Origin of the sequence: Desulfovibrio sp. 3_1_syn3 (genome assembly GCF_000145315.2) — a bacterium.
In the GTDB taxonomy this organism is placed as follows: domain Bacteria; phylum Desulfobacterota; class Desulfovibrionia; order Desulfovibrionales; family Desulfovibrionaceae; genus Desulfovibrio; species Desulfovibrio fairfieldensis.
In genome coordinates this window covers 1203341-1215628 of record NZ_ADDR02000001.1, presented here as the reverse complement: position 1 = coordinate 1215628, position 12288 = coordinate 1203341, and the positions used below count along the sequence as shown (strand labels likewise).

10 protein-coding genes are annotated in these 12288 nt (G+C 64.3%); 7 read left to right on the top strand and 3 right to left on the bottom strand.

Going from position 1 to position 12288, the window contains the following annotated elements:
• The first annotated feature begins 201 nt into the window (after positions 1 to 201).
• Genes HMPREF0326_RS05120 through HMPREF0326_RS05100 form a run of 5 tightly spaced genes read left to right on the top strand, consistent with a single transcriptional unit; the run spans position 202 to position 5451 of the window.
• Entirely contained in the window at positions 202 to 999 is a 798-nt protein-coding gene (locus HMPREF0326_RS05120; protein ID WP_008683413.1) for a 2-amino-3,7-dideoxy-D-threo-hept-6-ulosonate synthase, read from the top strand.
• Between the two features lie 5 nt (positions 1000 to 1004).
• Positions 1005 to 1988 carry a 3-dehydroquinate synthase II family protein gene (locus HMPREF0326_RS05115; RefSeq protein ID WP_008683412.1) on the top strand — a complete coding sequence of 328 codons (984 nt, stop codon included), beginning with the start codon at positions 1005 to 1007 and terminating at the stop codon, positions 1986 to 1988.
• A gap of 4 nt (positions 1989 to 1992) precedes the next feature.
• Positions 1993 to 3213, top strand: a complete 1221-nt coding sequence (gene pheA, locus HMPREF0326_RS05110) for a prephenate dehydratase (protein ID WP_020990271.1) — start codon at positions 1993 to 1995, stop codon at positions 3211 to 3213.
• 4 nt (positions 3214 to 3217) lie between these two features.
• Complete coding sequence (locus HMPREF0326_RS05105) at positions 3218 to 4663, top strand: 3-phosphoshikimate 1-carboxyvinyltransferase (protein ID WP_008683409.1); 1446 nt, start codon at positions 3218 to 3220, stop codon at positions 4661 to 4663.
• The gene (locus tag HMPREF0326_RS05100; RefSeq protein ID WP_009302736.1) at positions 4660 to 5451 is read left to right on the top strand and encodes a prephenate dehydrogenase/arogenate dehydrogenase family protein; all 792 of its coding nucleotides are present in this window, start codon (positions 4660 to 4662) and stop codon (positions 5449 to 5451) included. Before HMPREF0326_RS05105 ends, HMPREF0326_RS05100 begins: the two co-directional genes overlap by 4 nt.
• 117 nt (positions 5452 to 5568) lie before the next feature.
• Here the strand turns inward: HMPREF0326_RS05100 and HMPREF0326_RS05095 are convergent, their stop codons facing one another.
• A complete protein-coding gene (locus HMPREF0326_RS05095) occupies positions 5569 to 6555 on the bottom strand; it encodes an aldo/keto reductase (RefSeq protein ID WP_008683407.1) in 987 nt (328 codons plus the stop codon).
• Between the two features lie 200 nt (positions 6556 to 6755).
• On the opposite strand from HMPREF0326_RS05095, the gene HMPREF0326_RS05090 reads away from it, so the two are divergent.
• Positions 6756 to 7634 (top strand): LysR family transcriptional regulator, encoded by an 879-nt coding sequence (locus HMPREF0326_RS05090; protein ID WP_009302734.1) that lies wholly within the window; start codon positions 6756 to 6758, stop codon positions 7632 to 7634.
• Positions 7635 to 7903: 269 nt separating this feature from the next.
• Positions 7904 to 9355 (top strand): sensor domain-containing diguanylate cyclase, encoded by a 1452-nt coding sequence (locus tag HMPREF0326_RS05085; protein ID WP_008683404.1) that lies wholly within the window; start codon positions 7904 to 7906, stop codon positions 9353 to 9355.
• Here the strand turns inward: HMPREF0326_RS05085 and HMPREF0326_RS05080 are convergent.
• Positions 9348 to 10595, bottom strand: a complete 1248-nt coding sequence (locus HMPREF0326_RS05080) for an MFS transporter (RefSeq protein ID WP_008683403.1) — start codon at positions 10593 to 10595, stop codon at positions 9348 to 9350. The genes HMPREF0326_RS05085 and HMPREF0326_RS05080 overlap by 8 nt on opposite strands.
• A gap of 48 nt (positions 10596 to 10643) precedes the next feature.
• Complete coding sequence (locus tag HMPREF0326_RS05075; protein WP_009302731.1) at positions 10644 to 12287, bottom strand: amidohydrolase; 1644 nt, start codon at positions 12285 to 12287, stop codon at positions 10644 to 10646.
• Position 12288: the final 1 nt, after the last annotated feature.

Below are 12288 nucleotides of genomic sequence, written 5' to 3'. Positions count from 1 at the left end.
CACCGCTTCCTCGTACGCCGCCGGCTTCAGCTGGTATTTTTTTGCGTACTTTACCGAAGCCTGTGGTCGGGAACTTCGCTGACGTCCATTGTCCGCAAGTTCAAAGGGCCGCAGGCATACCACCTGCGGCCCTTTTTTGTTTCCGGCCGCAGGCGGGCTGCCCGCAAAACATGCTGACACGCAACAAGAAAGGAGTTTCCCATGTACCTCGGCAAAAAAGTCCGTCTGGAGCGCATCATCAATCGTGAGAACGGCCGCACCATCATCGTGCCCATGGACCACGGCGTCACCCTCGGCGCGGTGGAGGGCCTGATCGACATGCGCGAGGCCGTCAACGACATGGCCATGGGCGGCGCGGACGCGGTGCTCATGCACAAGGGCCTGGTGCGCTGCTCCCACCGCAACGCGGGCAAGGACGTGGGCCTCATCGTCCATCTTTCCGCCTCCACGGCCCTCTCGCCCTGCGGCAACACCAAAACCCTGGTGGGCACCGTGGAAGAAGGCATCAAGCACGGCGCGGATTGCGTCTCCGTGCACATCAACCTGGGCGACCCCAACGAGCGCCTGATGCTCACCGACCTGGGCCGGGTGGCCGAAGCCTGCGACAACTGGCACATGCCCCTGCTGGCCATGGTTTACGCGCGCGGCCCGCAGGTGAAGAACAGCTACGATCCCGAAGTGGTGGCCCACTGCGCCCGCGTGGGCGTGGAGCTGGGCGCGGACATCGTCAAGGTGCCCTACACCGGCGACATCGAGAGCTTCTCCGACGTGGTTTCGGCCTGCTGCGTGCCCGTGGTCATCGCGGGCGGCGAACGCATGGAATCCACCCGCCAGATTCTGGAAATGGTCCATGATTCCCTCAAGGCGGGCGGCGCGGGCATTTCCGTGGGCCGCAACGTCTTCCAGCATCCCAACCGCGTGAATCTGGTCAAGGCCCTGCGCTCCATAGTGCACGAGGACGCCGACGTGGATCAGGCCCTCAAGGTCGTGGGAGAGTAGGCTCCATGTCCCGCATCTATTTCCGTTGCGCGCCCTTTGACAAAGGGCAGGTCACTCTGGCTCTGGAATCCGGCGTGGACGGCGTCATCGTGCCGCGCGACCATGTGGAGCGTGTGGCGGCGCTGTCGCGCTGCCCGGTCTGGGCCGACGAGGACGTGGCCGTGGCGGCGCTCACGGTCAAGGCTGACGAGGAGGCCGTGCTGGCCCGCCTCAAAAACGGCGAACGCGTGGTGCTGGCGCGCGGCTGGGAGGTCATCCCGGTCGAGAATCTGCTGGCCCAGAGCGACGCGGTGCTGGCTGAAGCCGGGAGCCTGGACGAGGCCCGCCTGGCCGCGGGCATCCTGGAGCGCGGCGTGGACGGCATCGTGGTGCGGCCCGAAGCTCTCGGCGAGCTCAAGGCCATCGTGGCCCAGTGCAAGCTCTCCCAGGGCCGCGAGCATCTGCTGCCCGGCGTGATTACCCGCGTGGAGCCCGTGGGCCTGGGACACCGGGTCTGCGCGGACACCCTCTCCCTGCTGCGCCGGGGCCAGGGCATGCTGGTGGGCAATTCCAGCGCCTTCACCTTTCTGGTGCACGCCGAAACCGAGCACAACGAATACGTGGCCGCGCGGCCTTTCCGGGTCAATGCAGGAGCCGTGCACGCCTACACGCGCCTGCCCCACGACAAGACCACCTATCTGGGCGAACTGCGCGCCGGGCAGGAAGTGCTCATCGTGGGCGCGGACGGCGAAACCAGCGTGGCGACCCTGGGCCGGGTCAAGATTGAGGTGCGGCCCATGCTCCTGATCGAAGCCCGGGTGGAATGCGAGGGCGGCACCAAAACCGGCGCCATCTTCCTCCAGAACGCGGAAACCATCCGGCTCACGGGCCCGGACGGCACGCCGCTGAGCGTGGTGGGCCTCAAGCCCGGCGATACGGTGCTCTGCCGCATCGACGAGGCGGGCCGTCATTTCGGCATGCGCGTGCGCGAAGAAATCCGGGAGGTCTAGGGGCATGGACGACGCCAAGACACATTGGCCCCAGGGCCGAGATACGGAAAACGGAATGGAGGGCGCGCAACGCCTGGCCGCCATCCGCAAGGAAATCGACAGCGTGGATCTGGAGCTGCTCCGGCTTTTCAACCGCCGCGCGGACCTGAGCCAGGAAGTGGGCCGGATCAAGGCCACGGAGCCGGGCATAATCTTCAAGCCGTTGCGCGAGCGCGAAGTGCTCGACGGCCTGGCGGCCAAAAATCCCGGCCCCCTGCCGGAGGAACATCTGCGGGCCATCTGGCGGGAGATCTTCTCTTCCTCGCGCGCCCTGCAACGCCCGCAGAACGTGGCCTATCTGGGGCCGGAAGGCACCTTTTCCTATTTCGCGGGCGTGGAATATCTGGGCCACGCGGCCAGCTTTCACCCCTGCGGAGACATTACCCAGATTTTCGAGGAGGTCAGCTCCGGCCAGTGCGAACTGGGCGTGGTGCCCCTGGAAAATTCCCTCCAGGGCACGGTGGGCGTGAGTTTTGACCTTTTCCTCAAGCACGAGGTTTTCATTCAGGCCGAGCTTTTTTCGCGCATTTCGCACTGCCTGCTGAGCAACGCCCCGGCCCTGGCCGCCGTGCGCACGGTCTATTCCCACCCGCAGCCCCTGGCCCAGTGCGGCGGCTGGCTGCGCGCGCATCTGCCGGGCGCGGCCCTGATCCCGGTGGAATCCACGGCCGCGGCGGCACAGCGCGCGGCGGGCCAGCCGGACGCGGCGGCCATAGGCCACGGCAAACTGGCCGACATGCTCGGTCTGGGCGTGCTGGCCCGGCGCATTGAGGACGAGCCCGGCAACTGGACGCGTTTTGTGATCATCGGCCCCAAATCGGCCCAGCCCGGCCAGAGCGGCATGGCGCCCCGGCCCATGCCCGGCCACACCGGCGCGGACAAAACCTCCCTGCTCTTCACCCTGCCGGACAAGGCCGGTTCCCTTTCCACGGTGCTGGACCTGCTGGCCGGAAATGACATCAACATGCGCAAGCTGGAATCCCGCCCCCTGCGCGGCCAGTGCTGGAAATACGTCTTTTTCGCTGATGTGGAGAGCGATCTGGAAGACCCGCGCCACGCCGCCCTGCTGGAGCGGCTGCGCAACGCCTGCACCAGCTTCCGCATCCTGGGCAGCTATCCCACCGGCCCGCAGCTGGACCGCATGAGTCTCAGCGGGGACGACGCTTCCGACGAACAAGGTATGTAAGACCATGCTTCAAAACACAGATCAGACTTCAGTCGTTACGGTCACGGCCCCGGCCTCCAAATCCCTGTCCCACCGCTACCTCATCGGCGCGGCCCTGGCCGGGGGCGAATCCACGGTGCGCCACACCTTGGAAAGCGTGGACCTGGAATGCACCAGAGCTATTCTTTGCGGCGCGGGCGCACGCATGGAAGCGCTCGACGCCTCCGGCAACGGGGCGGGAAACAACAGCGGCGGCTGGCGGGTTCAGGGACTGGGCGGCGCGCCGCGCGGCGGCCGGGGGCGCCCCCTGGATTGCGACGTGCGCGAATCCGGCACCACCTGCCGCCTGCTCACGGCCGTACTGGCCGCCGGTGAAGGTCTGTTCCGCGTCCACGGTTCAAAACGCATGCACGAGCGCCCCATCGGCGACCTCACCGACGCCCTGACCCGGCTGGGCGCGGGCGTGGCCTTTGAGGGCAAACCCGGCTGCCCGCCCCTGCTGCTTCAGGCCCACGGGCTGAACCCCGCCCTGGCCGACGGCATAATCCACCTGGGCATGGATATGTCCAGCCAGTATTTTTCCGGCCTGCTGCTGGCCGCGCCGTTCTGCGCCACGCCGCTCAGCGTAGAGCTGGCCGGGCGCAAAGCCGTGTCCTGGCCCTATGTGGGCCTGACCCTGCAATGTCTGACGGATTTCGGCATCAGCTTCAGCGTGGAAACGCGCAAGAACGAGGCCGCCCCCTGGCAGACCCTGCCGGAAGGAGACTGGCGCGATCTGGCCGAGGCCCGCCCCGGCTGCCTGCGCGTCACTATGCGGCCCGGCGCATATCGGCCCGGCGACTATACGGTGGAGGGCGACTGGTCCGGCGCGTCCTATTTTCTGGCCGCGGGGGCCCTGGGCCGCAGGGCCGTGCGTGTGCGGGGCCTGCGTGCCGACTCTCTGCAGGGCGACCGCGCCATGCTGGGCATCCTTCAGAAAATGGGCGCGCGTCTGGAGGTGGAGCCCGACGCGGTCACGGTGTACCCCTCCGAACTGCACGGCGTGGCCCTGGACATGGGCTCCTGCCCGGACCTGGTGCCCACGGTGGCCGTGCTGGCCGCCTTTGCCAAGGGTTCCACGCGCATCAGCAACGTGGCCCATCTGCGGATCAAGGAGTCGGACCGCATCAACGCCCCGGCCACGGAACTGGCCAAGACGGGCGTGACCGTGGACGAACTTTCGGACGGCATGCTGGTCAGCGGGACAGGGGGAACGGGGGACATGGGCGGACGCCTCCGCAACAGGCCCGCCGCGCCGCGTCTGCCCGAAGGCGCGACGCTTTCCGCGCATAACGACCACCGCATGGCCATGTCCCTGGCCCTGCTGGGCCTGCGCGATCCCGGCCTGCGCGTGCGCGAGCGCCTGGACGACCCCACAGTGGTGCGCAAGTCCTTCCCGCAGTTCTGGGACGTCTGGAGCCGACTGCAATGAGCCCGAGCAAAAACCTCCCCGGCGCGGCTACCCCCGCCAAAACCGTCATCATCGGGGCGACCGGACGCATGGGGGCCATGCTCTGCGCCAGGTCCCGGGCCGCCGGACTGACTGTGGCGGGCGCGGATCAGCCCCTGACGCCGGAGATTCTGGCCCCGGCCTGCGCCGGGGCGGACCTGGCCCTGATCTGCGTGCCCGCCGCCGTGTTCGAGGACGTGCTGTTGCGCGTCCGCCCACATCTGCCGTCAAATACAGTGCTGGCCGACATTACCTCGGTCAAGGAACACCCCCTGCGCCAGATGGAGCGGCTCTGGCCCGGCCCGGTGGTGGGCACTCATCCCCTTTTCGGCCCCCAATCCGAGCCGGATGCGGACCAGCCCGTGGCCGTGATTCCCGGCCGCAACGCCACGGATAAAGATCTGGACCTGACCGAGGGCTTTTTCACGGCCCTGGGCTGCCGAACCTTCCAGACCACGGCGGAAAAGCACGACCAGGCCATGGCCCGCATCCAGAACATGAACTTCATCACCAATCTGGCCTATTTCGCCCTGCTGGCCGGGCAGGAGGACCTGCTGCCCTTTCTCACCCCGTCCTTCCGCCGCCGCCGGAACGCGGCGCGCAAGATGCTCACCGAGGACGCGCAGCTCTTCGCCGGTCTGTTCGAGGCCAATCCTCACAGCCACGAGGCCGTGCGCCAGTACCGCCAGATGCTCAATCTGGCCGCGGCCGGAGATATCGACCTGCTCTGCCGCCGCGCTCAGTGGTGGTGGCGGGACGGCGCGGCTTAGGGCCTCTTGACACTAGACGAGATGGGCTTTGAAATTGTTCCGAAGGCGAACAACAGACAGGCAATGTTTGAAAGGCTCCGGCCCCCGCAAGAGGGACCGGAGCCTTTCAAACATTGCTTACCAGGCATAGGCCTGCGGCGCTTCTCCGCCCGGACCGGGCCAGATTTCGTCGAGCGCGCGAAGCGTGTCGGCGTCAAGCGCGACATCCAGCGAACAAAGGGCGGACGTCAGTTGCTCCAGAGTGCGCGGGCCGACAATCGGCGCGGCCACAACCGGGTTATGGAGCAGCCAGGCCAGAGCGACGTCGGCCGGGCGTTCGCCCAAATCGTCGCACAGGGCTTCGTACTTCTCAAGCCGGGGACGGCAGCGCTCAACGGCCTGCCGCATTTCCGGAGCCGCGCGGCGGCCGTCCCTCACCCCCCGCAGGACCCCGCCCAGCAGCCCGCCGCCCAGCGGGCTCCACGGAAGCAGGCCCAGACCGTAATAACGGCACGCCGGAATCACTTCCAGTTCCACATTGCGCACCGCGAGATTGTACAGGCTCTGCTCGGCGACCAGGCCCATGAAACGGCGCGAGCGGGCCTCGGCCTGGGCCGTGGCGATGTCCCATCCGGCGAAGTTGCTGCTGCCGATATACAGGACCTTGCCCTGCCGGACCAGAAGCTCCATGGCCTGCCAGATCTCTTCCCACGGAGTCAGCCTGTCGATATGGTGCATCTGGTACAGGTCGATGTGATCGGTCTTCAGTCTTCGCAGGCTGTCTTCGCAGGCCTTTCTGATGTGGCAGGCGGACAAACGCCGGTCGTTGGGCCCCAGGTCCATGGGCTGATAGACCTTGGTGGCCAGCACGATCCGGTCGCGCCGACCGCTTTTCTCAAGCCAGCGCCCGATAATTTCTTCGGAGATGCCGAAGCCTTTTTCCATATCGGGGCGTTGCGGGCCGCCATAGACGTCGGCGGTGTCAAAAAAATTGATGCCGGATGCCACGGCCTCGTCCATGATTCTGAAAGCCACGGCTTCGTCCGTCACAAAACCGAAATTCATGGTTCCGAGACAAAGGCGGCTGACCTTCAGGCCGGAACGTCCAAGCTGCGCGTATTGCATGTTGTTTTCTCCCTATATTGCGTTTTCTAGTTAAGAACATGACGCGTTCCCCCGGTGGAACAGGCAAAGCCGTCCCGCACCGGCAAAAGGAAAATAAGCAGCAACATAATACATGTAAAATACTTATATTTTATCATGATCAATGCTTTAAAAGCATACTTTAAATTATGGCTGCTTTCGCGGATGGAGAAAAAATTACCATGGATATAAAAGTATTGCGGTATTTTCTGGCGCTTGCCAAAGAGGAAAGCGTCACCGGAGCGGCAAAATATCTGCATCTGACGCAGCCCACGCTCTCCAGGCAGCTCAGCGAACTGGAAGATGAGCTCGGCACGGCGCTGTTCATCCGCGGCAGCCGCAGGATCACCCTGACGGATGAAGGCATGCGCCTGCGCAAACGCGCGGAGGAAATTCTGGAGCTTGTGCGGAAAACCGAAGCCGAATTCCAGGCTCCGCCGGAAGGCGTCAGCGGGGATATCTATATCGGCGGCGGTGAAACCCATGTCATGGGATGTCTCGCCGAGGTCATAAAGACACTGCAGCAAGAATACCCCCGAATATGCGTTCATATCTTCAGCGGCGACGCCGATGCCGTGACGGAGCGGATTGACAAGGGCTTGCTTGACTTCGGCCTGTTAATTGAACCGGCCAATACAAGCCGCTATGAATCCCTGCTGCTTCCGGCAACGGATACCTGGGGCGTGCTGATGCGCAGGGACAGCCCGCTGGCGGAACAGAAATCCGTACGCCCCGAAGACTTGTGGGAGTTGCCGCTCATTCCCGCAAGCCAGCGGCTTGTCGATGACAGACTCTCAAAATGGATCAGACGCGACGTGAAAAAGCTGCATATTGTCGCCACGTATAATCTGCTTTTTAATGCAACGATCATGGTTGAAAAAGGCATCGGCTACGCCCTGGGCATTGACAGGCTCGTGAATACGACGGGAAACAGCAACCTCTGCTTCAGGCCGTTTGATCCGGCCCTGACCGTTGAGGTGAATTTTGTATGGAAACGCTACCAACTGTTTTCAAAACCCGCCGAGCTGTTTTTGCAACGTCTGAAAAAAACCTTCGGGTAATGAGCAGTCTACGGCAGGGAGGAACGAAAACAAAGAGATATGCGAGAGCGCGCAAAGGTTCAGCGCCGCCCGTATTTCCATTGCGGCGAAGCGGATTGAGCGGGCCTTGCCCCTGACCGCCGCGCGGAAAAGCCTTCTTCCCCGCCGCCTTGCGCCGTCACACGCTTCGTGGCAGAACAGCGTATCCGGTTCCGCTTCGGCCGAACCGCAAAAATGCCTTTCGCACGGCGGTTCGCAGCCCGCGCGGCGAGCTCCGTTGCTGGGATCTCATGAAATATATTCTGCGCCACATCAAACTCATTGTCTGCTGCATCATCATCCTGGGTTTCGCCTGCGTCACGCTGGAAAGCCACCGCGCCTACAAGCAGGTTTTCGACCACAACATCCGCAGTATCTCGGAACTCGGTTCCCTGACCATCTACCATGAAATCGACAAGGCCTTGAGCATGCCCGTGGCCGTCTCCCTGTCCATGGCCAACGACAGTTTCCTGCGGGCCTGGCTTGAGGAGGAGCAAAAGCGCCCCGGCGACGCCGCCCATATTCGGCAATTACAGAATTACCTGGCGGGACTGCAAAAAAAATTCAAATACAATTCCGTCTTTGTTGTTTCCGAAGCCAGCCGGACCTATTTTCACTATGAAGGCAAATCCGGCAAAACCATCTCCCCGCGCAACGCCCGCGACACCTGGTACTACGACTTTTTGAAAAGCGGCCGCCTCTACGGCCTGGACGTGGACCGGGACGAAGCGGACCACAATGCGCTCACGGTCTTCGTCAACTGCCGCGTCGACGACGACAACGGCAAGCTGCTGGGCGTCCTGGGCGTGGGTATGAAGATGCACCGCCTCCAGGACATCCTGACTTCCTATGAACGGCGTTTCGCGCTCAAGGCCTTTCTGGTCAACGACGTGGGCGTGATCCAGGTTGCCTCGGACAGCGCGCTGATTGAAAACCGCAATCTCTTCGCCACACCGCCGCTGTCCGAACTTAAGGACAAACTGCTCGGGCACAAGGATGAAACCGAGGGGCGCTGGTCCGGCTTGGGCTCCCGGAACATCTGCATGCTGTCCCGTTATGTGGACACCCTAGGCTGGTACCTGATTGTGGAAAAGGACACCTCCCCGCTCCGGAGCGCCTTCAGAGTGCAGCTGATCCAGAGCGCGGTCACGGCCCTGCTGGTGATCGCCGCCGTTCTGCTGCTCATTTCCTATCTCATGAACCGCCACGGCAAGATGCTGGAAAAACTCGCGGTCACGGACAAACTGACCTCCCTGCCCAACCGGGGCGCGCTGGGCGACATCATCAGCCGGGAGGTGGAGGCCGCCCGCGACTGGAAGCGGACCTGCCACGCCTTTCTGTTCGATGTGGATTTCTTCAAGCAGATCAACGACCGGCACGGGCACCTGGCCGGTGACCGCGTGCTGGTGCTGGCGGCCCGGCTGGCCCGCGAAAATGCGGGCGAAGACGGCATGGTGGCGCGCTGGGGCGGCGATGAGTTCTTCGGCCTGCTCCATGCCGACGCGGAGGAAAGCCGCGCCCTGCTGGAGCGGCTGCTGGCCGCCATGCGCGAGCACCCGGAACTCAGAAAATGGGGCGTCTCCCTGAGCATCGGCGTCACTCGCATTAAGGAGACGGACGATATGGACAGTCTGGTCTCGCGCGCGGACGAGGCCCTGTACCGCTCCAAAAAAGACGGCCGGGACCGTCTCTCCTTTATCTGATCCTTTTCGGCGTTGCCGCCGCATGCCTGCGCGCGGCGCTTTCCACGGCCTCGCTTTCGCGCAGCAGCAGCGTCAGGCCCAGCGAGGCCAGCAGGCTCACGCCAAAAATGACGTCCGAGGCGGCGTAGCTGCCGGTGAGGTCATGGGAAAGTCCCATGACGGGAAATCCCGCGCTGCGCAGAATGATGAAGATGGAAATAAACTTGTAGGACGGCAGAAAATTGCCGTTGCCGAAAAAATAGGAAACCACGGCGGGCAGAATGGTCCACAGGCCGCCGATGCAGCCGCCGAAGCTCAGGCTGAAAGCCGTCATGCTCCAGATGCCGGGCGGCAGAAAGCAGAGGCCCAGGCTCGCCGCACTGCATAGCATGACCAGACGCGCGGCGAAAAGCGGGGTGAACCGGTCGCAGACCCAGCCCCAGGCGTATTTGGCCAGGGCCGCAAACAGCGCCGCGGCACAGGCCAGCAGCATGGCCGTGTACGCCTCCAGCCCCAGATCCGCGAAACGCGGCTTCATCTGGCTCATGATCGACGAACCGGCCATAAGGGCCATGCCGAAGGCCAGGCCTAGAAACCATGCTCGCGGCTCGTGCAGCATGCCGGAAAACGAAACCTCCGCGGGAGGCCGCCTGGGACGCCGGGGCTCGCGCCGCCTGCCGTCGGGATACAGATGCATGGCCCGGGGCGTGTCGCGCACCAGAAACCAAGTCAGAGGAGCCAGAGCGCAGGTCAGCAGGCCCAGAACCAGATAGGCCGTGCCCGCGTCAAAATGCCGGATCAGCACCAGGCTCAGAAACGGCAGCGCCACACCGGAAAGGGACGTCCCCGCGTTGGCCAGGCCGAAGGCCCGGCCCCGGTAATGATGAAACCAGTTGTTCATAAGGGCGTTGCCCACCACCCCGCCGCAGAACTGGGTGCAGACCCAGGCGATGGTGAACAGCAGGGTATAGAGCAGGATGTTCCCGGTAAGGCCCATGACCGCCGTGGCAGCGCCGCCCGCCAGCGCCCCCAAGGCCATGAGCCGCCGCAGGGAGCAGCGGGCGGAAACCGCGGCGGCCAGAGGCATGGCCAGTTGCCCCATAAGCGCGGCAAAGCCCATACTGAGATTGAGTCCCGCCCGTGTCCAGCCATGAACCTCGCACAAGGGTTCCATGAAGGCGTTCATGCAGTAAAGCACGCTGCCCTGCAGCATAAAGTTACCGCCCATGGAAAGCAGGCTGATCTTCCATCCGTAAAACACGCTTCTCCCCCGTGCCGCAGCCGTGTTGCGAGCTCGCCGCGCGCCGTTTCAGCATTCCCCAAACACGAGCTCATTGCCCACCAGCACGCCGACGACGCTGATGTCGCGCAGACGCCGGGGGGCCACGGCCAGCGGGTTTTCGGCCAGAATGGTCATATCCGCCAGCTTGCCAGGCTCAAGGCTGCCCTTGATCCGCTCCTCGTGAAACTGCCAAGCCCCCCAGGTGGTCACGCTGCGCAGGGCCTCCAGAACCGGAATTGTTTGCTCTTCTCCCAGCACGCGGCCCGAAGCGGTGCGCCGGTTGACGGCCGACCAGACCGAAAGCAGCGGGTCCATGGGCGTCACGGCGGAGTCGTTGTGATTGGTAAAGGGAATCCGCCGTTCAAGGGCGCTGCGCAGGGGGTTGATGCGCCCGGCCCTGTCCGGGCCGAGAAAAATCTCGTGATGCCTGTCCCCCCAGTAATAGGTATGCACCACAAAGAAGGAGGGCACCACGCCCAGCCGCCTGATGCGGTCCAACTGGTCCTCGCGCGCGGTCTGGCAGTGAATGATGATATGACGCCTGTTCACGTCGGGCAGGGCTTTCTGGGCCTGCTCATAGGCCTCCAGCACGTCGTCGATGGCCGCGTCGCCGTTGGCATGCACGGCGACCTGCCAGCCCTTTTTGTGGTAGCCCGTGATCAGCTCCGCCAGGGCCGCGCGCGTATGGATGGCATAGCCGCGCCACTGGCCGGGAAGCCCGGCGTCGAGAAGCTTATGGTAGGGATTGCTTAGATAGCCCGTGTAGCCCTGGATGCTGCCGTCCTGAAAGAGCTTGACCGCGCCCAGGCTGAGTTTGCCGTCACCGGTCAGCCAACCGCCCGGCGCCGGGTCGCGCGGGGCCAGACTGAAGTCGAACAGGCCGTGCTTGGGCAGAAGCTGTACCCGGTTTCTGATGATGCCCGCCGCATGCGCCTTGAAATAATTGTGCCACATGGCCGTGGTCACGCCGCCGTCATGGGCTGTGGTCACGCCCTTGGCCAAGTAGTCCTCGCAGGCCCGGCGGGCTGAAATCAGCCACAGTTCGCCGGTCATGGCCGGAGCCGCCTCCAGCACCCTGTCCATGGCCGCGGGCTCCTCCACAAGGCCGGTCAGGGCCCGGTCCGGCCCCCGCCGGAACAGCCCGCCCGCCGGGTCCGGCGTGTCCGGGCCGATGCCCGCCGCGGCCAGGGCCAGACTGTTGCACAAGGCCGAATGCCCGGAAATGTGCCGCAGAAACAACGGATGCTCCGGCACAAGGGCGTCCAGCTCCGCCAGGCTGAAGTGGCGCTTTTCAGCCAGGCCCGTATCATCGTACCCCGCGCAGAGCAGCCATTCGCCCTTGGGCGTTTCCACGGCTCCGGCCCTGATGCGCCCGGCCAGTTCCGCCAGGGTCTTCAGACTGCCGATGGGCGCGGCAAAGGCGTCCAGATACAGGGCGTTATACATGCCCGCGCGCATATAATGGCTGTGGCAGTCGTAAAAGCCGGGCAGCATGGTCCGTCCCTTGAGGTCCACGAGCCGCGTGTCCGGGCCGCGCAGGGGAGCCACGTCATCCGGTCCGCCCACCGCCGCGATTCTGTCGCCGCGCACGGCCAGGCAGGAGGCCGTGGAAGCGCGCGAGTCCATGGTCAGGATGGTTCCGTTATGATAGATATGGGTGGCGGCAGGCATA